This window comes from Corynebacterium sp., from assembly GCF_030532965.1.
Taxonomy (GTDB): Bacteria; Actinomycetota; Actinomycetes; order Mycobacteriales; family Mycobacteriaceae; genus Corynebacterium.
The window spans coordinates 47,706-70,637 of record NZ_JAUNKC010000002.1; the positions used below are offsets into that span (position 1 = coordinate 47,706).

General features: G+C 59.1%; 22 protein-coding genes. 12 read left to right on the forward strand and 10 right to left on the reverse strand.

The window, feature by feature from the left end; all coding sequences use genetic code 11:
- Positions 1 to 246 precede the first annotated feature (246 nt).
- Both tilS and dacB read right to left on the reverse strand, forming a co-directional pair.
- Positions 247 to 1,140: a tRNA lysidine(34) synthetase TilS gene (tilS, locus tag Q4D85_RS01525; protein WP_303197756.1), complete on the reverse strand. Its 894-nt coding sequence runs from the start codon at positions 1,138 to 1,140 to the stop codon at positions 247 to 249.
- Positions 1,137 to 2,390, reverse strand: a complete 1,254-nt coding sequence (gene dacB, locus Q4D85_RS01530; protein WP_303197758.1) for a D-alanyl-D-alanine carboxypeptidase/D-alanyl-D-alanine-endopeptidase — start codon at positions 2,388 to 2,390, stop codon at positions 1,137 to 1,139. Before dacB ends, tilS begins: the two co-directional genes overlap by 4 nt.
- Before the next feature lie 79 nt (positions 2,391 to 2,469).
- Between dacB and Q4D85_RS01535 the strand changes: the two genes are divergently transcribed.
- From Q4D85_RS01535 to Q4D85_RS01555, 5 genes are all read left to right on the forward strand, one after another.
- On the forward strand, positions 2,470 to 2,940 hold the full coding sequence (locus tag Q4D85_RS01535) for an inorganic diphosphatase (RefSeq protein ID WP_303197759.1): 471 nt from the start codon (positions 2,470 to 2,472) through the stop codon (positions 2,938 to 2,940).
- 50 nt (positions 2,941 to 2,990) lie between these two features.
- The gene (locus Q4D85_RS01540) at positions 2,991 to 3,278 is read left to right on the forward strand and encodes a rhodanese-like domain-containing protein (RefSeq protein ID WP_303197760.1); all 288 of its coding nucleotides are present in this window, start codon (positions 2,991 to 2,993) and stop codon (positions 3,276 to 3,278) included.
- A gap of 776 nt (positions 3,279 to 4,054) precedes the next feature.
- On the forward strand, positions 4,055 to 4,201 hold the full coding sequence (locus Q4D85_RS01545; RefSeq protein WP_303197762.1) for a hypothetical protein: 147 nt from the start codon (positions 4,055 to 4,057) through the stop codon (positions 4,199 to 4,201).
- Between the two features lie 170 nt (positions 4,202 to 4,371).
- Positions 4,372 to 4,824 (forward strand): MarR family winged helix-turn-helix transcriptional regulator, encoded by a 453-nt coding sequence (locus Q4D85_RS01550; protein ID WP_303197764.1) that lies wholly within the window; start codon positions 4,372 to 4,374, stop codon positions 4,822 to 4,824.
- Positions 4,824 to 8,594: a Pls/PosA family non-ribosomal peptide synthetase gene (locus Q4D85_RS01555; protein ID WP_303197765.1), complete on the forward strand. Its 3,771-nt coding sequence runs from the start codon at positions 4,824 to 4,826 to the stop codon at positions 8,592 to 8,594. The genes Q4D85_RS01550 and Q4D85_RS01555 overlap by 1 nt, the downstream gene beginning before the upstream one ends.
- Here the strand turns inward: Q4D85_RS01555 and ppk2 are convergent.
- From ppk2 to groL, 4 genes are all read right to left on the reverse strand, one after another.
- Positions 8,591 to 9,487: a polyphosphate kinase 2 gene (gene ppk2 / locus Q4D85_RS01560; protein WP_303197766.1), complete on the reverse strand. Its 897-nt coding sequence runs from the start codon at positions 9,485 to 9,487 to the stop codon at positions 8,591 to 8,593. The genes Q4D85_RS01555 and ppk2 overlap by 4 nt on opposite strands.
- A gap of 151 nt (positions 9,488 to 9,638) precedes the next feature.
- The gene (locus Q4D85_RS01565; protein ID WP_303197768.1) at positions 9,639 to 9,776 is read right to left on the reverse strand and encodes a hypothetical protein; all 138 of its coding nucleotides are present in this window, start codon (positions 9,774 to 9,776) and stop codon (positions 9,639 to 9,641) included.
- 92 nt (positions 9,777 to 9,868) lie between these two features.
- Complete coding sequence (locus tag Q4D85_RS01570; protein ID WP_303197769.1) at positions 9,869 to 10,114, reverse strand: hypothetical protein; 246 nt, start codon at positions 10,112 to 10,114, stop codon at positions 9,869 to 9,871.
- 725 nt (positions 10,115 to 10,839) lie between these two features.
- On the reverse strand, positions 10,840 to 12,480 hold the full coding sequence (gene groL, locus Q4D85_RS01575; RefSeq protein ID WP_303197770.1) for a chaperonin GroEL: 1,641 nt from the start codon (positions 12,478 to 12,480) through the stop codon (positions 10,840 to 10,842).
- Between the two features lie 191 nt (positions 12,481 to 12,671).
- Here groL and Q4D85_RS01580 point away from each other — a divergent pair, with 191 nt between their 5' ends.
- From Q4D85_RS01580 to Q4D85_RS01590, 3 genes are all read left to right on the forward strand, one after another.
- Complete coding sequence (locus Q4D85_RS01580) at positions 12,672 to 14,036, forward strand: dipeptidase (protein WP_303197771.1); 1,365 nt, start codon at positions 12,672 to 12,674, stop codon at positions 14,034 to 14,036.
- A 397-nt stretch (positions 14,037 to 14,433) separates the two neighbouring features.
- Positions 14,434 to 14,970 carry an acetyl-CoA acetyltransferase gene (locus tag Q4D85_RS01585; RefSeq protein ID WP_303197773.1) on the forward strand — a complete coding sequence of 179 codons (537 nt, stop codon included), beginning with the start codon at positions 14,434 to 14,436 and terminating at the stop codon, positions 14,968 to 14,970.
- Between the two features lie 582 nt (positions 14,971 to 15,552).
- Complete coding sequence (locus Q4D85_RS01590) at positions 15,553 to 16,668, forward strand: glycosyltransferase 87 family protein (protein ID WP_303197774.1); 1,116 nt, start codon at positions 15,553 to 15,555, stop codon at positions 16,666 to 16,668.
- 111 nt (positions 16,669 to 16,779) lie between these two features.
- Here the strand turns inward: Q4D85_RS01590 and Q4D85_RS01595 are convergent, their stop codons facing one another.
- From Q4D85_RS01595 to Q4D85_RS01610, 4 genes are read right to left on the reverse strand one after another with little or no spacing between them, the layout of a single operon-like run.
- Complete coding sequence (locus Q4D85_RS01595; protein WP_303197775.1) at positions 16,780 to 17,151, reverse strand: hypothetical protein; 372 nt, start codon at positions 17,149 to 17,151, stop codon at positions 16,780 to 16,782.
- Complete coding sequence (locus Q4D85_RS01600) at positions 17,148 to 18,263, reverse strand: glutamate--cysteine ligase (protein WP_303197777.1); 1,116 nt, start codon at positions 18,261 to 18,263, stop codon at positions 17,148 to 17,150. Before Q4D85_RS01600 ends, Q4D85_RS01595 begins: the two co-directional genes overlap by 4 nt.
- Before the next feature lie 11 nt (positions 18,264 to 18,274).
- Complete coding sequence (locus tag Q4D85_RS01605; protein ID WP_303197778.1) at positions 18,275 to 18,868, reverse strand: LytR C-terminal domain-containing protein; 594 nt, start codon at positions 18,866 to 18,868, stop codon at positions 18,275 to 18,277.
- Between the two features lie 5 nt (positions 18,869 to 18,873).
- Positions 18,874 to 19,125, reverse strand: a complete 252-nt coding sequence (locus tag Q4D85_RS01610; protein WP_303197779.1) for a DUF3263 domain-containing protein — start codon at positions 19,123 to 19,125, stop codon at positions 18,874 to 18,876.
- Here Q4D85_RS01610 and Q4D85_RS01615 point away from each other — a divergent pair.
- The 4 genes from Q4D85_RS01615 to cls are packed head-to-tail and all read left to right on the forward strand — an operon-like array spanning position 19,124 to position 22,916.
- Positions 19,124 to 19,708: a peptide deformylase gene (locus Q4D85_RS01615; RefSeq protein WP_303197781.1), complete on the forward strand. Its 585-nt coding sequence runs from the start codon at positions 19,124 to 19,126 to the stop codon at positions 19,706 to 19,708. The genes Q4D85_RS01610 and Q4D85_RS01615 overlap by 2 nt on opposite strands.
- Positions 19,709 to 19,711: 3 nt before the next feature.
- Positions 19,712 to 20,668, forward strand: coding sequence for a GNAT family N-acetyltransferase (locus tag Q4D85_RS01620; RefSeq protein ID WP_303197783.1), 957 nt, complete (start codon positions 19,712 to 19,714; stop codon positions 20,666 to 20,668).
- A gap of 14 nt (positions 20,669 to 20,682) precedes the next feature.
- Positions 20,683 to 21,441, forward strand: a complete 759-nt coding sequence (locus tag Q4D85_RS01625) for an exodeoxyribonuclease III (RefSeq protein ID WP_303197784.1) — start codon at positions 20,683 to 20,685, stop codon at positions 21,439 to 21,441.
- Positions 21,438 to 22,916 carry a cardiolipin synthase gene (cls, locus tag Q4D85_RS01630; protein ID WP_303197785.1) on the forward strand — a complete coding sequence of 493 codons (1,479 nt, stop codon included), beginning with the start codon at positions 21,438 to 21,440 and terminating at the stop codon, positions 22,914 to 22,916. Before Q4D85_RS01625 ends, cls begins: the two co-directional genes overlap by 4 nt.
- The last annotated feature ends 16 nt before the right edge of the window (positions 22,917 to 22,932 follow it).

A 22,932-nucleotide genomic window follows, 5' to 3' on the forward strand; every position in this document is an offset into this window, starting at 1 on the left:
CCAAACCCTTGAGGGTGTGCTGCGTTTGTTATGTGGGAGGGTGCCCGGGAGGAGCCGAAAAGCAGGAAATGCAGCACAGCGCCAGGACGGCCGAACCCCAGGGAACAACAGCCAGGCAGCCGTGTGCTGCGTTCTCGCATTAACAACCCGCGACACGCCGGGGCAGACCCCAACATCGCAGCACACAGCAGCAGCGGACAAACACCCCACCTCATCCCCGCCAAGCCCCATCAACCAGTACGCCGCCTACTCAGCCCTCGCGCGCACCTCCAGCTCCCCCGCAATCCGCAGCACCTGACCCCCCTCTACCGCCACGGCCCCTTGCCCGTGCCAGTTCATGACTAGCGCATCAATGGCCCGCAGCTGCCTAGCCCCAGCGTCGCAACCTCCCGAACGCAGCAACGCGATGTAGCTACGCCGCCGAAGCGCGATGGGCATGGCAGCCAGCTCGGCACAGTTTCTGCTGGTAGGCATGGCATTTAGCACCGCCGCATCGTCTCGGGCGAGGGCGGCTGCGGCGGCAAGCGCGGGCACCGGATCGCCGCCGTGGATATCGGCAAGAAGCGGCAGCAGCTCATGGCGAATGCGCACCCGCTTGAAGTTGGGGTCACTATTCATGGGGTCCTCCCACGGGCTAAGCCCAAGCTCCGCGCAGGCAGCTTGCGTGTCGGCCCGCCGCACCCGAAGCAGTGGCCGCACCACGTGACTGTATTCCGCCATGCCGATCGCCCGGCCACGCAGGCTGCCGAGCAGGTAGGTTTCTGCCTGGTCATCCATGGTGTGCGCGACCCATAGGGGGCGGGTTCCGGCCTCAGCACGCAAGGCGCTGTAGCGCGCTTCGCGGGCTTGCGCTTCGACGTTTCCTGCCGACACCGTAACCGCAATGCTTTTCGACGCCGCCCCCATCGCTTGGGCGTGCCGCACCGCCGCTGCGGCCACGTCCGCTGATTCCGGTTGCAATCCATGATCAACGCAGATCGCGAGCACGTCGCGCCCTTCGGCGCAGGCTGCGGCAACCAGCGCCAATGAGTCGGCACCGCCGGATAGCCCAATGGCGGGATCACCGGGGAATGAGCGGATGGCCCGCCGGATTTTGAGGAAGGCGGGACTGCGGTCGGGCCAGAATGGTTTTAGTGTCATGTGGCGGTTCGGATTGCGCTGGTTAGTTCGTCCATGGCGGCTCGCGCTGGCAGGACTGGGGCGTTGTTGCAAATGATGGTGAAGCTGTAGGTGTGGCCGGATTCCGCGGCGATGGTTCCAGTGAGTGCCGCGGTATCGGTGAGGGTTCCGGTTTTAGCTCGCACGTATCCCCGGCCTGGTTTATCCAGGTAGCGGTCGATAAGCGTGCCGGAGCCACCTGCCACGGGGAGGGTTGTAAATAGCGGTGCTAGTTTTTTGTCGGTGCTCGCTGCGGTGATGATGGAATTGAGCAATTCGGCCGAAATGCGGTTCTCGGTTGAGAGCCCGGAATTGTCTTTGACCACAATATCGTCGGCTATTGTGAAGTGTTCCGCCAGGATACGCATGGTTTCGCCCGCCGGGTCGGAACCGGATAGCTCACGCCCAATCGCTTCGGCCATGACGTTATCCGACTCCTCCATCATCGCTTCCAGCCGATCCCTAAGCGGCGGGGATTGAACCGTGGCAAGGGTGGGGGCGGCTTCCTTATCGCCCGCGAAGGTGGTGTAGCCGTAGGTGGGGACGCCAAGTTCCGTAGCAACAGCCTTGGCAACATCAAGTGCTGGGGCATGCGACCTGGGCAGGTCGCCGGAATCGCCGCCCAGCCTGCCGCCGTGGATCATGGCTGGCTCCAGTGGGGCGACGAAGCCGCCGTCGATGTCTAGCCGTTCCCATGTTTCTAAGAAATTAGGCGCGGACCAGGCGGAGGTATCAATCAGGACTTGTTTGACGTTCGGCAGTTTGGTGGAAATCTGGTGCGCCAGGTCGCCGATGGTTTTCTCTGTCATCCAGACATCGCCAGCGGCCATGATGACGGCGGTGTCTTCGCCTTGTTGTTTGACCACTGTGGTGATGCGGTCCGCGGGATCCAGCGTAAGCAATGCAGCCGCCGCGGTGAGAGTTTTGGTTGTTGAGGCGGGCAAAAGCGCTGCTTGGGGGTCGCGGGCAAGCACGACTTCCCCGGTAGCCAGGTCACGGATGTCGATGCTGGCGCGGCCGAGCCGGGCGTCGTCAAGCAATGGTTGGAGTCCGGCGAGCGAAACGTCCCGGGTTGGGGTGAGGGGTTTGAACGGCTGGGGGGCGTCGACAAGCGGCGGCGCGGGATCGTAATACAGCTGGTTCACCTGTGTCACTACAACCCCGGCCGTAACTGTAGCCACAACCGTAACGGTCGCGGCGGCCGTCGCTACCCACCATTTCGCATTCTTCACCCCACTACCCTAACCCAGCGACTAAACAAGGTAGAATAACCCCCGTTAGAAACCCCCACCCAACTTTCAAGGAGAAAGAATGGAAGTCACCATTGAGATCCCAAAGGGCTCACGCAACAAGTACGAAGTCGACCACGAAACCGGCAAAGTGTACCTCGACCGTTACCTGTTCACCCCTATGGCATACCCATTGGACTACGGCTTCATCGACCACACCCTCGGCGAAGACGGCGACCCGCTCGACGCCCTGGTCATCCTGCCGGAACCTGTGTTCCCCGGCGTCATCGTTAAAGCGCGGCCACTCGGCGTATTCAAGATGACCGACGAAGCAGGCGGCGACGACAAACTCCTGTGCGTAGTCGACGACCCACGCTGGGCACACCTGCAAGACATCAACGACGTCTCCGAGCAGCTCCGCGACGAAATCGAGCACTTCTTCGTCCACTACAAAGACCTGGAGCCAAACAAGGAAGTAACCGGCTCCGGCTGGGCAGACAAAGCCGAGGCAGAAAAGATTTTCGCCGAAGCAATCGAGCGCCACAACGCATAATCTTTAAACCTCCAGCACAAACCGCTGGAGGTTTTTCTATACTCAACACCATGCGTGAAGTACAAGTAACCGAAGTCCCCGCCGACGCCCAACTCATCGACGTCCGCGAAACCGACGAATTTGCAACCGGCCACGCGGCAGGCGCCGTCAACATCCCCATGAGCTGCATCGCCGAGCGTGTATCCGAACTCGACGGCAGCCGCGACATCTACCTCATTTGCCAAGCGGGCGGCCGCAGCATGCGGGTCGCCGAACACCTCGCGCAGATGGATCTGCCTGTCATCAATGTCGCAGGTGGCACCGGAGCCTGGATCGCGGCGGGGCTGCCCACCGAGTAATCCCACCCCAACACAGCAGGGATTGCGCGCCATTCGCTGTGTGCTGCGATCCTTGCTTTTCGACGCCTCCTGGGCGCGCCGCTACACAGCAAACGCAGCACACCCCTTCAGGGCTTGTTGCGCTCTTCCTTACCAGCCCATCTGTGTGCTGCGATGTTTGGGTGTGGCCCGGCGTGTCGGCCCCCATTCCAAAGGAAACGCAGCACACGGCTGTGCGGCTGGCTCGCGGCGGTTCAAGGCGCGCCGCTACACAGCAAACGCAGCACACACCCTTGCAGGGTTTGGTCCCCGGCCTTTCCCGCGCTACCAGCGCCGTGCTGCGTTGTCGGGGTGCGGCCCGGCGTGTCGGCCCCCGCCCACGCAGCAAACGCAGCACACACCACTTAACGTTCATCAATAGCCCTGACCGCCCCGCAACCCAACCAAAAGCTGCGCCTGACCACATTCCTTGCGCAAAATCACACATTCAGAGATTTAGTCGGCTCCACCACACTAAACCACATGGCAATCTGCATAATTATCAAAAAGCACCATATCAGCCTGCATGTATGCAAGATTTTAGAAACAAGTTCACAATTTATTAATCCCGCCTCACCCAACGCCTGAGCGACACATTCAAATGTGGATTTATGTGGTTTTCTGTGGTTGCATTTTTGTTTTTCGGGGAGCATAGTGGGTCACGGCTCCGGAGCATCACAACCGCCCCGCAGTATTGTCGAGCTGTATTGTGCACCGGACGCATTCTGATCACACGATAATTTAGGAGCATTTTTCTCATGCATTTTGGCATTGCCCGCAATCCGTTTGGTTTCTTGTCTACATTGTTCGGCCAGGCCAGCAATGATAGTCAGGGCGACGGCCCGGTAACCTGCGCTCAGGCGACCGCTGCGGTTTCTGCTGCATCCATGCAGACGATCTTCTAGTTTGCTGGTTAACCTTTCATTTTTCACCTCGGACAAACCACTTTATTGTCCGAGGTTTCGCATTTTCAGAAGAGTTTCCGCCACACCCTCAAAGCGTTTTCCCAGCCCCCAAACCTAAACACCCTCGAAGCGTTCCCATTTGGCTTAGATGGTGGCCTAAGATGGGGTGCATGTCGGTGTTTGAGATTCCAACTGAGTTGCTTGAGTCCCCTTCTTTTCAGTTGGAGCGGTTGCGGCGTCGCACTCGGGACGCGGTGGAGGCGCAATTGGCCCCGTTGAAGGTGTCGTTGCGTGAGTATTGGGTGCTGAGTTGTTTGATGAACACCGATGCCACAAGCCAGTCAGCGTTGTGCGAGTTGTTGGCCATCGATGCTTCTGACATGGTGCGGTTTATCGACGCATTGGAGAAGAAGGGGTGGGTGAAGCGGGAGCGGGATCCGAAGGATAGGCGTCGGCAGATTGTGCGGGCGTCGAAAAAGGGGCGGAAAATGCAGGCGGAGCTGGCCGAATTGGTCAGCGAGGCGGAGAACTCCGCGCTGTACGAATCCACTCATAAGCAATTGAAGCATTTGCGTAAGCTTGCGCAGGCGATTATTGAGGCTGAGGTTTCGGATTCTGTGTAGTGGTCATGGGTAGGGTTCCTGCGCAGTTTTTGTTGTCGGGCGAGGCGCCGCCGAAGCGCACGCTTGTCGACGTCCTCCGTGGCAGCGTCGACAAGTATCCGCAGGCTGCCGCGATTGATGATGGGGAGATTGTCACCTATACCGAATTGTGGGCGCTGGTGTGCTCGCAGGCGGCAGCCCTGCATGCAGCTGGTATTAAGCGCGGGGATCGCATCGGCATTCGGATTAGTTCCGGCCAGAAGGATTTGTATGTCGCAATCCTGGCGGTGTTAAAAGCGGGGGCGGCCTACGTGCCAGTTGATGCTGACGACCCAGCGGAACGCGCGGATTTGGTGTTCAGCGAGGCGAACGTCAATGCTGTGTTTAGCGATTCCGGCCTCGAGGTCTTTAGGAAAACCCCTGGTGGCGACACCCGCGAACCCTTACCCAGCAATGATGCGTGGATTATTTTCACCTCCGGTTCGACTGGAACCCCGAAGGGGGTTGCCGTCCCGCACCGGAACGCCGCCGCGTTTGTGGATGCCGAGTCACGGTTGTTCTGTCAGGATTCCCCGCTCGGCCCGGAGGATCGGGTACTGGCGGGCCTGTCGGTTGCTTTCGATGCGTCCTGCGAGGAAATGTGGCTGGCCTGGGCGCATGGGGCGTGTTTGGTGCCCGCGCCGCGCAGCCTGGTGCGGTCGGGAATGGATTTGGGTCCATGGTTGATCCGCCGTTCGATTTCGGTAGTCTCCACTGTTCCGACGTTGGCGAGTTTGTGGCCCGCGGAGGCGTTGGAGAACGTCCGGTTGTTGATTTTCGGCGGCGAAGCCTGCCCGCCGGAGCTGGTGGCGCGGGTAGCCACACCGGATCGTGAGGTGTGGAACACCTATGGGCCGACGGAAGCAACCGTGGTGGCCTGCGCGGCTCGGGTGTTCCCACACCAGCCGGTCGCTATTGGTTTGCCGTTGGCTGGGTGGGATTTGGCGGTTGTGGATTCAGACGGGCAACCGGTGGGATTCGGCGAGGTGGGCGAACTTATCATTGGCGGCGTGGGGCTCGCCCGGTATCTGGATGAGGTGAAGGATCGGGAGAAGTTCGCGCCGCTGCGCTCGGTTGGGTGGGCGCGTGCTTATCGTTCTGGGGATCAGGTTCGGTTAGAAGAAGATGGTTTGTATTTCGTCGGCCGCGTCGATGACCAGGTGAAAATCGGCGGCAGGCGCATTGAGCTGGGCGAGGTGGAGGCGCACGTCACAGCGCTTGCCAATGTGCATAGTTGTTCGGTGGTGGCGCAGAGTACGGCGGCGGGCCATAAACAGCTGGTTGCCTATGTTTCGCTCACCGACGAGACCAGCGGCGTTGATACCGCGAGTTTGCTTGATGTACTCCCGGCCGCGCTGATCCCCCAGCTTCATGTCATGCCGGAGCTTCCAGTTACCACTTCCGGCAAGGTTGATAAGAAGGCTTTGCCGTGGCCGCTGCCTAGTGGCATCACGGCATCCGGTCTGTCCGACACTGAGCAGTGGTTGGCGCAGCTGTGGGTGGATACGCTCGGGGTTTCGGTTGCGGATCGTGACGCGGATTTTTTCTCGTTGGGCGGGACGTCGTTAGCAGCCGCGATGCTGGTGGGGCGCATGCGCGAGCGCTTTTCGACGATCTCAGTGCGCGATTTGTACGATCACCCGCGCCTGGCGGCCCTGGCCGAATTTCTGGACGGCTTGACCCCCACAACGGCTATTACCCCACGCAGTGTTAATCCAGTGCGCTGGCCCACCCGGGTGGCGCAAACGCTCATTCAGATCCCGATGGTGTGTATTCAGGCCGCGCCGTGGCTGTGTCTGCTGCGCCCGGACTTATGGTGGCTGTTTGTCCTTTTGATTCTGCCGCCGGTTCGGTTGGCAGTCGGCGGCCTGGGCGCACGCCTGTTAACCCGGAAAATCACCCCCGGCTCTTATCCACGCGGCGGGGCGGTTCACCTGCGGATCTGGGCGGCCCAGCGGCTTGTCGACGTCACCAGATCGCATTCCATCTCAGGCGCCACCTGGGTGCAGTTCTATTCCAGATGCCTAGGGGTGCGGGTGGGAACGGGTGTTGATTTGCACTCATTACCACCGGTGACGGGCATGTTGTCCTTGGGCGACTACTGTTCGGTGGAACCAGAGGTCGATCTTTCCGGCTTTTGGCTCGACGGCGATGTTCTTCACGTCGGCGCAATCTCCATCGGCGACTTCGCACGCATCGGGGCGCGCAGCACGTTGCTGCCGGGCACGACTGTGGGCGAACACGCCCATATCGAACCTGGATCCACCGTGCTTGGCGATTGCCCCATCAAGCCACATTCCCGGTGGGCGGGATCACCGGCGAAGAAAGTGGGCAGATCCAAGCACCGATTCCCCACCGAACCGCCCCCACGCCACAGTTATTGGGTGCCCTTATACGGGTTGACCTCGCTGATTTTAGGGCTACTGCCGTGGGCTGCCATTGCCGTAGGCGCTGCCGTCATGCTGCGGCTTCAAACCGGATGGCGGCTACTGACGGTGGCTCCGCTGGGCGCAATCACCGCTTTTATCAGCTACATGTGTGTGGTGTGGGTGATAGTGCGGCTTTGTAGTATTCGGTTGCGGGTGAGCGTCGAAAAGCGAAACGGCATAACCCCGGTACGTTCTAGCCTTGGCTGGCGCATCTGGGTGATCGAACGACTCATGGACGACGCGCGAACCTACCTGTTTCCGCTGTACGCCGCGCAACTTACCCCGCTGTGGCTGCGCAGCCTGGGCGCACGGATCGGCGCCGGAACCGAAATCTCCACCGCCGTCATGGTGCCTAGTTTGGTCACCGTGCGCGACGGTGCTTTTCTTGCCGACGACACCCGCATCGGCGGCTACGAACTCGGCGGCGGCTGGCTGCTCAGCGGCGAAACCCGGATCGGCAAACGTAGCTTCGTCGGTAATTCCGGAATCGCCGGTCCGGCGCGGAAACTCGCCAAAAACTCGCTCGTAGCGGTGCTTTCCTCCACACCGAAGAAAGCCAAAGCCGGATCGAACTGGTGGGGATCGCCACCGGAACGCATGCGGCGCGTCGCGCTTAACACGGACAGCGCAACCACCTACCAACCTGCGTGGCGGCACCGGTTAGGGCGCGGCGTTTTCGAAACCCTTCGGCTCCTAGCCCCCATAACCTCAGCCGCCCTAGCCACGTTATTCCTGCTTACCGTGCATTATCTCCTCGGCATGCTGGGGCTGTGGCTCACCTGGCTGCTCAGCGGCTTCGTCCTCATGGGAATCGGTCTTGTAGCGATGGCGCTTACTATCTGCATGAAATGGCTATGTGTAGGCAAACACCAGCCTGGCGAACATCCCCTCTGGAGCCCATTCGTGTGGCGCAACGAACTCCAAGACACCTTCATCGAAGTGGTCGCCGCCCCCTGGTTTTTAAACCCCAACCTTGGAACCGGCGCAATCAACAGTGCGCTTCGGCTGCTCGGTGCCCGCATCGGCTCCGGCGCCTGGGTCGAAAGCTACTGGCTGCCGGAAACTGACCTCTGCCACATAGGTTCTGGTGCCACGATTGGCCCCGGAACGGTGGTGCAAACCCACCTATTCCACGACCGCGTTATGAGTCTTGATACCGTCACCATTGAACCAGGGGCTAGCCTCGCCGCCCATTCCGTCGTGTTACCCGGTGCCACCATAGGTACCGGCGCCCACATTGGCCCAGGCTCGCTGGTCATGCGGGGCGACCAAGTGCCACCCCACACCACCTGGCAGGGAAACCCAGTCGAACCAGCCAGCTAGTCGCCGATCTGATCCCGACCCCGCATCACGATATTAGGGTCAGGCTCGCCCACCACTTCGTGATCCTTATTGGTGTACTCAAACTTGCTCAAAATGTAGCGCATCGCGTTCAACCGTGCCCGCTTCTTGTCATTCGACCGAATGGTGATCCACGGCGACTCATCAGTATCCGTATACCGGAACTGCTCCTCCTTCGCCCGGGTGTAATCATCCCAACGATCCAAAGAAGCCAGATCCATCGGCGACAGCTTCCACTGGCGAACCGGATCAACCTGACGAATAGCAAACCGAGTACGCTGCTCCTTCTGCGACACCGAGAACCAGAATTTGGTCAACGAAATACCCGAACCCAAAATCATGTTCTCCAGCATCGGAACCTCACGCAGGAACTCCGCGTGCTGCGATTCCGTACAAAAACCCATCACCCGCTCCACGCCGGAACGGTTGTACCACGATCGGTCAAAGAACACGATCTCACCCGCACACGGGAAATGCTGAATATACCGCTGGAAATACCACGAGGTCGATTCCCGTGGGGACGGCTTCTCCAGCGCCACCGTCCGGGCACCACGCGGATTCAAATGCTCATTAAACCGTTTGATGGTGCCACCTTTACCTGCGGCATCGCGGCCCTCAAACAAGATGATATGGCGTTGGCCAGTATCCTTGGTCCAGTTCTGCCATTTCAAAAGCTCAATCTGCAAAGCCCGCTTCGTGTGCTCATACTCATCGCGAGTAAGGCGATGATCATACGGGTAATTCTCCCGCCAGGTATCAATCGGGGTGCCATCGGGTGCCAACAGGACCGGATCATCCTCGTCCGTGTCGTCGACGATGTACCCCTCGGTTGCGGCGAGGTCAATCACGGGAAGGTCGTTGTTGGAGTCTGCCATAAGTCGATAGTACCGCGTAAACCCACATGTTTTCACCAAAGTGTGTGGGATTTTTCTGCGAGAAATCCCACCCTAACAATACGAAAAACCTCGTGCACCCAATCAACATTGAGTGAACGAGGTCTTGCGAAAAACCGTTGCGGTTTTGGAATTACTTGACCAGCTCAGCAAGGTCAGCGGTGTGGCCAGCGAGCTTAGCGAGGCCCTGCAGGAACTTGAAGATGCCGCCGAAGATGCCGTCGTTGGAAAGTGCAACCCACTTGCCCATTACTTCGAGGAAGTTTGCCATTTTAGACTCCTGTATATAAAGAGGTAAAGAATTTCTTGTGGACAGGGCAGGAATTCGCCCTCATGATACGGGAGTAACCCGTATCAGTTTTATTACTTAGAAGAAGAGCTGGAGGAGCCAGCGCTCTGTGGATTCTCCAAACCTGGGGTTGGCTTACCGTCGAAAGCGTTAGGGTTGGTGCCATCCATTTTCGTGGTGTCCTGCCAGAAGGCGCTACCGTTAGCGAAGAATTCGCCGGAGTCACGGATGAACTTAGGGAGGAACTCGAAGATCCCAGTGAAAGCTTCGACGAACTTCTTGAAGTTCTTCAGGGAATCAATGATCAGGGAAAGATCCATGAAAATGTCTCCTTAGAGAGGGGTCAGCGTTGCTGACTTTTGGTTTTCCAGTTTGCCGACACCCCTTAGGGCGTCATGCAACTTATTGTGCCACACCAATGCCATAGGTCAAGCGGAAACGCCGACTAAATATTCCCTACCCGATGCAGTATTTTCAATAATTTTCAATTTGGATAAAAGCCATTTAAGCTGCAAATTCAAGACACATCGATTGACTTGGTCATTTTTAGATAACGAAAAGATGTAACAACGTTATTTATGGTCACGATTAATACGCGACCAGGGAAAAAGAATCTGAAAAAATTTTAAAATCCCCCTATTACGGGGGTGCTTTTAATTCGAAGCACGTGCCGCAAAATCGTTACATCTTGCAGTTTTACCCTGGTTAACTGCAATATTTCGCATACATTTTGGAGGCTTGGAAATATTCCCAATTTGCCATTGCACTTTCCTCCACTTGTGTGCTGCGATCCTGCCCCGTGCCGCGTCGATAAGCGGCCCCAAATCCTGACAACGCAGCACACACCCACGCCCCTATAACATCCACCCCGCACCCACGCACTTGCGTGCTGCGATCCCGCGCCGTGCTGCGTCGGCAAGCCGCCCTAAAACCCGGAAACGCAGCACACACCCCCACACACCAACAGCACACAGCACAGCCGTAGAACTAGAAAATCCCGAACCCCAGGGCAGGGGGTTCGGGATTTGGTTGGAGGGAGCGCGGGTTAGAAGCCCATGCCACCCATCTCGTCAGCGCCAGGCATTGCTGGGGCAGCTGGTTCTGGCTTGTCGGCGACAACAGCCTCAGTGGTCAGGAACAGTGCCGCAATGGATGCTGCGTTCTGCAGCGCGGAGCGGGTGACCTTCACTGGGTCGTTGATGCCTGCGGCCATGAGGTCCACGTATTCGCCGGTAGCGGCGTTCAGGCCCTCACCGGCAGGCAGGTGGGATACCTTGTCCGCAACAACACCCGGCTCGAAACCAGCGTTGAGGGCGATCTGCTTCAGCGGCGCAGACAGCGCCTCGCGGACGATCTTCACGCCGGTTGCCTCGTCGCCGTTCAGGTCGAGGTCGTTGTCAAGAACGTGGGCGGCCTGCAGCAGTGCCACGCCACCACCTGCGACGATACCTTCTTCAACCGCCGCCTTGGCGTTGCGCACGGCATCCTCGATGCGGTGCTTGCGCTCCTTGAGTTCAACCTCGGTAGCTGCACCTACCTTGATTACCGCGACGCCGCCAGCGAGCTTTGCCAGGCGCTCCTGGAGCTTTTCGCGGTCGTATTCGGAGTCGGAGTTTTCGATCTCGGCGCGGATCTGGTTCACGCGACCCTGGATCTGGTCGGCGTCGCCAGCACCCTCAACGATGGTGGTGTCGTCCTTGGTTACAACGACCTTGCGGGCGCGGCCCAGCAGCGGCAGGTCGGCGGATTCCAGGCTGAGGCCAACTTCCTCGGCGATGACCTGGCCACCGGTCAGGATTGCGATGTCCTGCAGCTGTGCTTTACGACGATCACCGAAGCCTGGTGCCTTAACAGCAACCGACTTGAAGGTGCCGCGGATCTTGTTCACCACCAGGGTGGACAGGGCTTCGCCCTCAACATCTTCGGCGATGATCAGCAGTGGCTTGCCGGTCTGCATGACCTTCTCCAAAAGTGGGAGCAGGTCCTTGATATTGGAAATCTTGGAGGAGACCAGGAGGATGTATGGGTCTTCCAGGACAGCTTCGAGCCGTTCCATGTCGGTTGCGAAATATCCGGAAATGTAGCCCTTATCAAAGCGCATACCTTCGGTTACTTCGAGTTCCACACCGAAGGTATTGGACTCTTCAACGGTGATGACGGATTCTTTGTTCAGCTTGCCGCCACCGACAGCGTACATTGCCTTGGCGATCTGAGCACCGATGGCTGGGTCCGCTGCGGAGATGCCAGCGGTTGCGGCGATCTCTTCCTCGGTTTCGACTTCCTTGGCGCCGTCGAGAAGCTTCTCGGTGACGGCAACAACAGCCTTTTCAATGCCGCGCTTAATGCCCATTGGGTTGGAGCCAGCTGCAACATTGCGCAGACCTTCGCGAACCAGCGCCTGCGCCAGAACGGTTGCGGTGGTGGTGCCGTCGCCCGCTACGTCGTCGGTCTTCTTTGCTACTTCTTTAACAAGCTCAGCACCGATCTTTTCATAAGGATCTTCCAGCTCGATTTCCCGAGCGATGGAAACACCGTCGTTGGTGATGGTGGGAGCTCCCCAGCTCTTTTCCAAAACCACGTTGCGGCCCTTTGGCCCGAGGGTAACTTTGACGGCATCGGCTAGGGTGTTCAACCCGCGCTCTAGGCCGCGACGTGCTTCCTCATCGAAGGCAATGATTTTTGCCATAGATTTTCGCTCCTTATATATAGGAAAAGTTTTGTGTCTTTTATCAAAAGTTAGCACTGCAAGCTTTCAAGTGCTAAGTCCGTTTTTAGCAGCCCCGCCACCCCAGTGCAAGGTAGTACGCTACGGGCGAACGCCGCCATATCCGCGCCACACCGACCCGCTACGAGCAGCACCGTACTAAGCTGAATTTCATGACAATTGACTCCACAATCGCCGCAGTTCGACCCATCATTGAGGCACAACGCGACCAGATTTTCGCCGATTTGCAGGCCATCACCTCCTTCAATTCCGTCCACTCCGTTCCCGAGCTTGCCGCCGACCATTCCGGCGCAGCGCAGTGGGTTAAGTCCGCCTTCGAAAACGTCGGGCTTAGCGTCACCGCCTACCAGGAAGAATCCGGCTCCCCGGTTTTCATTGGCACCAAACCAGCGGGCGGCGACGCCCCCACCATCCTGCTGTATTGCCATTACGACGTGGTGCCAGCGGGCGATACGGCCAACTGGCTATCCGATCCCTTCACGCTCACCGAGCGCGACGGCCGCTGGTATGCGCGCGGTGCCGCCGACTGCAAGGGCAACCTCGTGATGCACCTTGCCGCATTACGCGCGGTCACGGAGCTCGGCGGCACGGATCTAGGAATCAAGGTCCTGATCGAAGGTTCCGAGGAGCAAGGCGGAGCCGAACTTTCGGCGTTGATCCAGCAATCGCCCGAGCTTTTCGACGCCGACGTGATCCTCATCGCCGATTCCGGCAACGTCGCCGTAGGCGAGCCCACCTTAACCACCACACTGCGCGGCGGCGCGCAGATCGATATCCAGGTGGATACCCTGGAAACCCCGGTTCACTCCGGCTCTTTCGGCGGCGCCGCACCCGACGCCACCGCAGCATTGATCCGCCTGATCGATTCCTTCCGCGACGAGACCGGCCGCACCATCATCGACGGCGTCGATTGCACCGGGCGCTGGGAAGGCGCAAGCTACGATCCTGAAACGTTCCGGTCGGATGCCGGAATCTTAGACGGCGTTTCCATCATGGGCGACGCCACCGATAACCCGGCGGACATGGTGTGGGCCCGACCCGCAATTTCGGTCACCGGATTCAGCTCCACCCCGGTGGCAGAAGCGGTCAATGCGGTTCCGGCTACCGCGAGCGCCCGGCTTAACCTGCGAGTCCCTCCCGGAATGGAGGCAGCCGACGTGGCGGAGAAAGTCATTGCACACGCGCTGGCCCATGCACCGTGGAATGTGAAGGTTTCCGCCAAAGCCCACGATATTAATGACCCCTTCTCGGGCGCCATCGAGGGTCCAGCCGTCGGAGTTTTCGCCGAGTGCTTGAAGGGAGCATACGGCAATAAGGAGCTAACAATCGTTGGTTCTGGCGGCTCAATCCCGCTGTGTTCGGAGCTCATGGAGGTTGCCCCTCAGGCAGAACTCACCCTATTCGGCGTGGAGGACCCCAAGGCGACGATCCACTCCCCTAACGAGTCCGTCGATCCGCGCGAGATCCGGGATATTGCCATCACTGAGGCAGCGTTCCTGCTCAATTACGGCAAATAACCCCCACCCCCCGAGCCACCCCCAGGTACCCCCGTCGCATAGCTGCAAGAAGCGCAAACCGATGCAGTTTTCACATAAATCCGCTTCGCAAGCACCGCTTCACAACCGTAACACACCCCCGAAAGTGGGGAACCGCGCCAACGCATGGAACGTCGATAAGCAGCAAGAATGCGCGCGGGGGTAGTTATTTTCACCCCCGATCCAGTGCTTTCACAGCGCGGCTTTTGCGCCCAGCTGTGATCGCCATTACCATTCACCAGTGTGACCTAGACCATCCTAACCCATTGGATGCATGAGTCACTGTGGAAAATTGTCGGTCCACCTCACACCGAAACCGTTTCCCAACCCCACCACCGGTGGGATGCAAGAACAGAAGAAAGATGACACAAGGACCGCCATGATCACCGCAACTGCTACCAAAAAGCGCTCAACCTTTACTGAGTATCACCGCAGCCCAACCATTCGGCCAGCCACAACCCGGGTTTTCGCCGATGATCCGTTTCTGGCTCGGTTCGGCCACAAACTTCCGGCAGGACTACGGCAAGAAGCACGCGGAATGCAGTGGCGTACATTCACCGCAACGTATGCGCCCACCGCCGATCTGCGGTTACAGTTCACATCCATTACCCGGTTGCCGGGCAGCCACCAGCGCTATGCCGCAACCCTGACCCACACCACCACCTCGGGCCGCACGGTAACGGAAACCGAGATCATCGCCTCCGGCCCCATGTCCGCAGCAACGCACCTGCTTGCCGACGCCGGACGCCGAGTCGAGGTCCTTTCCTTCCACCAATTCGACATCTTCGAATCCACCGTCACCTTCATCTACGCGGGCGACAACAACCGCAAGCACTGGGCGATGGGATTTGGTGGATCCCGGGAGCAATCGGCTGCCGCAGCTCTAAGCAACGCAGCGTACCTGCTACACGGCTAGGGCACGAGCCCCGGATACCACTCTCACCTTCGGGTTCTCCGTGGGTGAGATTTTTTCATGCCCACCTACAGCGGTGTGCTGCGTTTGCGGAATTTTGGTGGTGGCATGGGGCCTGAAAACCATAGGATCGCAGCACACAGGTTGAGGGGGCCAACCGGATTGAAAGGCCTGTAATTCCTGCCGCCGCGCCACTGACGCGGTGTGCTGCGAAACCTGCCGTGGGGGCGTCGAAAAGCACCCCGGAAACCAGGAAACGCAGCACACACCACACAGCCACGTTCACCCTGCTCGCCCACCCTCAAACCCGTGTGCTGCGAAACCTGGCCACACCCCTAACCAACAAACCCGCATTCCACACAAACGCAGCACACGCCGAAACCACAACTAACCCGGTACAACCCCAACCCAAATCGGTGTGCTGCGAAACCTGCCGTGGGGGCGTCGAAAAGCACCCCGGAAACCAGGAAACGCAGCACACAGGGATCCACGCCAACCGGCGCAACTGATAAATAGCTAATTTTTCATTCACCACACCTAGCGGCATCCCAACTCTAGAGAATGTGCTCAGTAGTCTTTTAAGGTATGCGTCGACTACAGCTTGCCACCAGCATCCCGCTCGCCCTGTGCGCGCTGTGGGTCATCATCTCGGAATTTCGACTACCGCCAGAAAGCCAGATTTTTCGGGTACCGCCAGTTGACCTACTTGTTTATAAACTCGCGGCGATTTCCCTTAATAGCGAGGGAAACCTCTACGATGGCGATTTCGTTCCGGGGCTGCCCTTCACCTACCCGCCGTTCGCGGGCGTGGTGTTCCGTCCGCTGCCGCTGTTTGCTGATCTGCCGCTGACCATTGCGTGGCAGCTCCTCAATTTCGCCGCAATGTTCCTCGTGGTCTGGTTGATTTACCGGGCGAGCCTTCCGGCGTTTTTGCTTTCCATCGCGGCGATCGGCTTAGACGCCGTCCATGGCGGATTCTATTTCGGCCAGATCAATCTGCTGCTCATGCTGCTGGTTGCGCTGGATTTCCTGCCCAAGAATCGACGCTTCGCCGGTATTGGGGTGGGGCTGGCTGCGGGGCTGAAACTAACGCCGGCGTTTTTCGTCCTCATTTTCATCATCGAACGGCGGTGGCGCGCGGCGGCGGTGAGTGCAGTGACGTTCATCGCAACGGTGGTTATCGGTTGGCTGTCCGTGCCGGACGCCACCCGGTTCTGGACGTCCGCGATCACCGATTCCTCCCGGGTGGGGGTGCACGACAATCCCGGCGCGCAATCGCTGCGCTCGGTGATGGAACGGGTGCTCGGCATGGAACAGTGGTGGCTTGTCGCGGTGGCAGTCACGCTGGTGTTGGTGGTGCTTGGGATCGCGATGGCGGTGCGCAGTAACGATATGGCCTGGGCGATGGTGATCGCTGGTATCGGGGCGTGCTTGGTGTCGCCGTTTACGTGGTTCCATCACTGGGTGTGGATGGTGCCGTTGGCGGCGGTGCTGACGCGCGGTTTCCATAGGCGTCCGTTCGCCCAGGTGGCCTGCGTTATCGGCACGGTGGTGTTGCTGTTGCCGCATCTTTCGGCGGCGGTGAGCCCGTACACGGTGAGTTCCCTGTCTGCGGAGGACGTGTGGTTCATCGCCGTGGGGTATGTCGCAATCGTGGGTTACATCATTGTCGCGGGAATTAGGCGGCTGCGCGCGAGCTAGCTGTGTGCTGCGTTTGCTGGTTTTCGGGGTGCTTTTCGACGCCCCCAGAGGTGGTTTCGCAGCACACAGGTTATGGTGAGGCGGGGTTGTGGGGCGTCGGCAAGCACAAGGTTAGAGCAGCCGCAGGAGTGCTTGTTCGTCGGGAATCTCGGTGACCGCTACGTCCGTTGGGATCAGTGACTTTTCCCGGAACAGCAGGCGCGGCAGCTTTAATAGGCGGTGCGGGTAGCCGATCGCTAGGATCGCGGCGATGCGGGTGGGGTGTTTTTCCTTCATGGCTTGGGCGACAAATGCGCCGGTCCCGCGGGTGATAAACACAACGTCGCTGCGCAGTTCGTGTTTGTCAAGGAATTTCTCACAGTCGGTGATCTGCTGTGCCAGGTTTCCGCCAACCGGGCAGATTTTCGCTCCGGGCAGATGCTGGATGAGCTCGGTAAACACGTCCGGCAGTTCGCTTGTCGACGGCACCAGCACGTAGGTCATTGGTGCATCTCCGCGATGACGGCGTCGACGGCTGGGTACCAGGAACCGTGCTTATTAAAGAGTTCCCGCTGCCGCTTGTAGCTCGCCCCGGTTTCGATGATCTCCAACACGTAATTGAGTTCCGTTAGGCATTCCAGCTCTTCCGCGATGGGGCGTAGGGTTTCCACCAGGTCTTTTAGGTCGTCGGTGACCAGGCGTTCATCGGTGTCGCGGGAGGTGATGACGATGGCATCAAGCCCGTACCGCGCGGCCCGCCATTTGTTCTCGGCGACGTGCCAGTCTTGCAGGCTCGGCAGTTCCTCGCCGTTGTCGATCATGCGGTCGTAATACACCACCAGGCAGTGGGTCAGCGCCACCACGGCGGCTAGTTCTTTCAGGTTGGAGGTGGAGTCGCAAATGCGCACCTCAACGGTGCCCCATTTGCCGGCGGGGCGGATATCAAAGTGCATCGAACCGGTGTGGTTAATCACCCCGGAGATGTCTTGGTCTTTCATGTAGCGTTCCCACTGCTCCCAGTTTTGAAACTGGTACGGCAAGCCAGCGGTGGGCAATTGCTGGTAGAGCATGGTGCGGTTGGAGGCGTAGCCGGTATCAATGCCGTCCCAGCCGGGCGAGGAAGCCGTCAGCGCCAACAGGTGCGGGTATTTGGTGAGCAATGCATTAATGATGGGCCACACTCGCTCTTTGTGGGAGATTCCAACATGGGTGTGGATTCCCCAAATGAGCATCTGGTTGCCCCAGTATTGAGTGCGAGCGATGATTTCCGCGTAGCTGCCCTTGCTGCTGGTGGGTTGGGTTCTAAAGTCGCTGAAGGGGTGGGAGCCGGCCCCCCAGAGTTTCAGGCCGAAAGTGTCGGCAGCTTCTTTGACCGCGGTGACTGCCTTGTCCAATTCCGCGATGGCCTCGGGCACCGTGTGGCACACCGGGGTGACTAATTCGACGGTGTTGGCGAGGAATTCTCGCTCCAATTGGATGTCCGGGTGGCTTGCCGCCACCAGGGCCACCACGTCACCGGCGCGGGGAACCAGGTCGCGGGTAACCGGGTCGATGAGGGCTAATTCCCATTCCACACCAATGGTGGGCTTGTCAGAGGCGGAAAACTGTTGCTTCACGAACACACCTTTTAAAAATCAGTTGCCAATACCACAACGAGCGAGCTGGGCCCTTGGGTTTCGGCAGGCAGGTTTGCTGGCCGAGGTACGGCGACGCCGCCAATTTCAGCTGCTAATTCCCGTGCTTGGGCTTCATTATCAGAGAAATACACGGTGTTTTGCGGCACTACCGTATCGGAGTAATTACCAACGTGGCCGATGGTGTAGCCAGCGTTATCCAGCCGGTCGCCCGCACGGGCGGCTAGCCCTTGGACGGTCGAGTTATTCAGAACGTGGACGGTAATCGGCTGGTTGCCCGCAGGTTGTTGCGGCTGCTGTGGCTGTTGCTGCGGCGTATCTTGTGGAGCCGCCGACGGGGTGTCCTGTGGCGTTTCCTGCGGCATCGGCTGCTCCGGCTGCGTCTTTGGCTGCTGTTTTTGGGCAGCGGGGGCTGTGCTTTTCGACGTCGCCGCGGCAGGCGCTGCTTGCTGCTCGGAATCGCCACCAAGGCCGCTGACCGCGGTGTAGATTCCCCATCCGGCTAACAACACTGCCACCGCGATTAAAATCATGGCGACGCCACGCAGCGGCAATGGTTGTTGTGCAGGTTTTTTGTTGTCAGTCACGATAGTCATCCTATCTGGGTCTGGTTACGTTCGGTGGCCCGTTGGTCTCGGATTCGCCGCAACCGAGCAGTCAACTGGGGGTATTTCGCCATCATCTCGGGCATATCAATGACGATATTCAACCGCTGATAATACCGTACAGGGCTTATTCCCAGTTGTGTACGGATCGCTTCTTCCTTAGCGCCGATGCTTTTGGGGGCGGTTTCTTCGAAGCTGAGAATGTCGCTGGGCTCTAGCATGTTTACACTGTATGACATGACTGTACGACCCATCGTTATCTACGGCACCCCTGTGTTGCATAATCCGACCAAACCGGTGACCGAGCCCATAGCCGAGCTGGCCGAATTGATCGCCGACATGTACGAGACCATGGCCGCGGCGCACGGGGTTGGCCTTGCCGCCAATCAGATTGGGGTGGATAAACGCATCTTTGTCTACGACTGCCCGGACGATGAAGGAAACTTCCATAAGGGATGCTTTATCAATCCGGTTTTGGAAACCTCAGAAATTCCCCTCGGCATGCCCGCCACCGACGGCTCCGATGAAGAAGGCTGCCTGTCGCTGCCCGGATTGGGCTTCCCCACCGGCCGGGCCGACTGGGCGAAAGTCACTGGCTTTAATGAGCACGGCGAAGAAGTCACCGTGGAGGCAACCGGCTTTTTGGCCCGCTGTTTCCAACACGAGGTGGGCCACCTGGATGGTTTCGTCTACGCCGATGTCTTGCAGGGCCGGTGGAAGCGGGCGGCGAAAAAAGCTATCAAACGGGAAGGGTGGACCGAAGCTGGGTTGACCTGGCTGCCCGGAGTCGATCCGGACCCCTTCGGCCACGACGACGAATAAACCATGTCCCGGATTTTCAGAAGCGACGCGATTGCCCCCGGCGACCGGGTGGTGCTCAGGCGGGTCATTGACGGCAACCATTCCGACATCATCGGCCATGTGGTGGAAGTGACCGACGAGTACACCCGAATCCGGCCGCAGCTGGCCGGTGGGTTTCCCTCCCAGAAGCCGGAGATTCGGGTGGCGGCGGACGAGATCGCGATCGTTAAGAAGCTCAGCCCGCGGCGGGTGCGTAATTCCGATATCCGCACCATCGAAACCGCCTACGCCAAGGCCTTTCCCGGTATTGACCATATGTGGGTGGATGGTTGGTTGCTGCGGGCTGGTGATGGGATCACCGAACGCTCCAATTCGGCAGCTCCGCTGGGACCGTCCGCGCCGTTTAACCCGGTCCCTATTAAAGAAATTCGGCAGTTTTATGCCCGCCACAACCTGCCGCCGCAGGTGCTCATTCCGGAACGCATAGGTCGCGGCGTCGAAAAGCATGTGGCTGAGTTGGGGCCGGAGATCATCGTCATGACCACCCCGTTAGACACCGTCCCCGACGTGCCGGTTAGCTGCGAGTTTCGCATCGACGACCAGCCTGACGACGACTGGCTGGCGCTCTACCATTTTCGGGGCAAGCCGCTGCCTAAGCACGCGTTGGAGCAATTACGCCGAACCATCGACGGAACCATGGGGTTTGGGCGGCTTCTTATCGACGGCGCCACCGTAGCGATCACGCGCGGCACCATAACCGACGACCACCTGGGATATTCCGCGGTGGAGGTCGCCCCCGACTATCGCCGCAACGGCTTAGGTACGCAATTGGGGGCGCGCATGATGGCGTGGGGTCGCGCCAACGGGGCTCATACCGCGTATCTTCAAGTCATCGCCAGCAATACTGCTGGAATCGCGTTGTACAGCAAACTTGGTTTCGTCGAACACCACCGTCATTGCTACGGCCTATTAAAAGCTTAGGTATGGTTAAAGTCATGCGTATTGCCAACTGGAACGTCAATTCCGCACGCACCCGAGTCGCCCGCATGACGGATTTCCTGCACCGCCACGACATCGATGTTTGCCTTGTCCAAGAAACCAAGTGCACCGACGACCAGTTCCCATACGACGCCTTCAGTGGCTACGAAATCGCCCACTTCGGGCTCAACCAGTGGAACGGCGTGGCGATCATATCCCGGGTCGGTTTAACAGAGGTGGAAACCAGTTTTCCCGGCCAACCAGGATTCCACAAGGACCCCACGAAACCCCAAGAGATTGAAGCGCGCGCCATCTCCGCGCTGTGCAACGGGGTTCGGGTCTGGTCACTATACGTGCCCAACGGCCGCGAAATCGCCGACCCGCACTACGACTACAAGCTGCGGTGGCTCCACGCCTTGGCCAACCACGTGGCAAACACCACCGGACCGCTCGTGCTCGGCGGCGATTTCAATATCGCCCCGCTCGACAGCCACGTGTGGTCGCCCACCGCGTTCGTGGGGCTCACCCATGTCACCGAGCCCGAACGCCAAGCCTTCGACAATCTGCTCGACGCGGGCCTCACCGTCACCTCCCCCTTTGAGGGGTTTTCCTACTGGGATTACAAAGGCGCCCGCTTCGACCGCGGCGAGGGAATACTCATCGACTTCCAGCTGGCGCGGGATATGACCGCCACCGGTTCGCTTATCGACGTCAAAGAGCGCGCCGGTAAAGGTGCCTCCGACCACGCCCCCGTGATCGTGGACTACGCCTTATGATCACGCTCGGCAATTTCGACCTGTCCAGCTGGCAAACCATCGGCCTGATCATTGACTATTCCATCAAGATAATCGCCATCGGTTTCGTGCCCGAGGGCCGCCGCCCGTCCTCCTCCACCGCCTGGCTGCTCGCCATTCTGGCCCTGCCCTATATTGGCCTGCCGCTGTTTTTGCTCATGGGCTCGCCCTATATCAACCGCAGGCGGCACCGGATCCAACAGGCCGCTAATCGACGCATCACCAACGTCCAAGCCAAAGTACCCAACCACCCATTAGAGGAAATCAGCCGCGAACTCGATTCGATGATTGCCCTCAATCGGACCCTCACCGCCATGCCGGCCGTCACCGGCACCAACCACGGCGTCCATAGCGACTACAACGACATCATCAAGCGCATGGCCGAAGCCGTCGACAACGCCCGCGACTACGTGCACGTCGAAATCTACATCATGGCCTGGGACGACACCACCGACGTGTTCTTCCAAGCACTCGCCCGAGCCGTCAAGCGCGGGGTTAAAGTACGACTCCTGCTTGATCACGTGGGCTCCTGGAAATACCCCGGATTCTACAAACTAGGCCGCAGGCTCAGCGCCATCGGGGTGGAATGGCACCTCATGTTGCCGCTGCAACCGTGGCGGTGGCGGTTCCGCCGACCCGACCTGCGCAATCACCGAAAAATGCTCATCATCGACGGCGAACGCGGATTCCTCGGCTCGCTGAACATGATCGACTCCTCCTACCTGTTGCCCGCCAATATTAAAGACGGACGCCATTGGGTCGACATCATGGTGGAGCTTTCCGGGCCGGTGGTCGCCAGTATGAACACCATTTTTGCGGTGGACTGGTACTTAGAATCCGACGAACTTTTAGAAGTCGTCGACCAGGCTCCCCCGAACCTGGAGCGCGAGGACGTCAACCTGGTCCAATTAGTACCCTCAGGACCGGGATACACCACCGAACCGAACCTGCGGATGTTTAATTCCATCATCCACCACGCCAAAGACCGGCTGGTGATGTGCTCACCCTACTTCATCCCCGATGAATCCATGCTTGAGGCCGTCACCTCCGCCTGCTACCGCGGGGTTCGGGTCGAACTGCTAGTAAGCGAACAAGCCGACCAATTCATGGTCGGCCACGCCCAATCCTCCTATTACCAGGCGTTATTGGAAGCCGGGGTGCGGATCTTCCAGTACCGCGCCCCCTACGTCCTGCACTCCAAGTACGTTCTCGCCGACCCGGAATCCCCCGACGCGGTGGGCGTGGTGGGCTCATCCAATATGGATATGCGCAGCTTCGGGCTCAACTACGAAGTGTCGCTGATGATGACCCGCGGCGATATCATCACCCAATTAAACGAACTGACCGACGAATACCAGGCGAACTCCACCGAGCTCACCCTCGATGTGTGGAATAAACGAGGGCTCACTCGCCGGTATATCGACAATATTATGCGCCTGACATCGGCGCTGCAGTAGAGCGTCGACAAGCAAA

Bases quoted from the DNA above. Each gene is read 5' to 3' on its own strand.
- tilS (WP_303197756.1), bottom strand. From the start codon at position 1,140: ATGACACTAAAACCATTCTGGCCCGACCGCAGTCCCGCCTTCCTCAAA.
- Q4D85_RS01535 (WP_303197759.1), top strand. From the start codon at position 2,470: ATGGAAGTCACCATTGAGATCCCAAAGGGCTCACGCAACAAGTACGAA.
- Q4D85_RS01540 (WP_303197760.1), top strand. From the start codon at position 2,991: ATGCGTGAAGTACAAGTAACCGAAGTCCCCGCCGACGCCCAACTCATC.
- Q4D85_RS01545 (WP_303197762.1), top strand. From the start codon at position 4,055: ATGCATTTTGGCATTGCCCGCAATCCGTTTGGTTTCTTGTCTACATTG.
- Q4D85_RS01550 (WP_303197764.1), top strand. From the start codon at position 4,372: ATGTCGGTGTTTGAGATTCCAACTGAGTTGCTTGAGTCCCCTTCTTTT.
- ppk2 (WP_303197766.1), bottom strand. From the start codon at position 9,487: ATGGCAGACTCCAACAACGACCTTCCCGTGATTGACCTCGCCGCAACC.
- Q4D85_RS01565 (WP_303197768.1), bottom strand. From the start codon at position 9,776: ATGGCAAACTTCCTCGAAGTAATGGGCAAGTGGGTTGCACTTTCCAAC.
- Q4D85_RS01570 (WP_303197769.1), bottom strand. From the start codon at position 10,114: ATGGATCTTTCCCTGATCATTGATTCCCTGAAGAACTTCAAGAAGTTC.
- groL (WP_303197770.1), bottom strand. From the start codon at position 12,480: ATGGCAAAAATCATTGCCTTCGATGAGGAAGCACGTCGCGGCCTAGAG.
- Q4D85_RS01580 (WP_303197771.1), top strand. From the start codon at position 12,672: ATGACAATTGACTCCACAATCGCCGCAGTTCGACCCATCATTGAGGCA.
- Q4D85_RS01585 (WP_303197773.1), top strand. From the start codon at position 14,434: ATGATCACCGCAACTGCTACCAAAAAGCGCTCAACCTTTACTGAGTAT.
- Q4D85_RS01590 (WP_303197774.1), top strand. From the start codon at position 15,553: ATGCGTCGACTACAGCTTGCCACCAGCATCCCGCTCGCCCTGTGCGCG.
- Q4D85_RS01595 (WP_303197775.1), bottom strand. From the start codon at position 17,151: ATGACCTACGTGCTGGTGCCGTCGACAAGCGAACTGCCGGACGTGTTT.
- Q4D85_RS01615 (WP_303197781.1), top strand. From the start codon at position 19,124: ATGACTGTACGACCCATCGTTATCTACGGCACCCCTGTGTTGCATAAT.
- Q4D85_RS01610 (WP_303197779.1), bottom strand. From the start codon at position 19,125: ATGTCATACAGTGTAAACATGCTAGAGCCCAGCGACATTCTCAGCTTC.
- Q4D85_RS01620 (WP_303197783.1), top strand. From the start codon at position 19,712: ATGTCCCGGATTTTCAGAAGCGACGCGATTGCCCCCGGCGACCGGGTG.
- Q4D85_RS01625 (WP_303197784.1), top strand. From the start codon at position 20,683: ATGCGTATTGCCAACTGGAACGTCAATTCCGCACGCACCCGAGTCGCC.
- cls (WP_303197785.1), top strand. From the start codon at position 21,438: ATGATCACGCTCGGCAATTTCGACCTGTCCAGCTGGCAAACCATCGGC.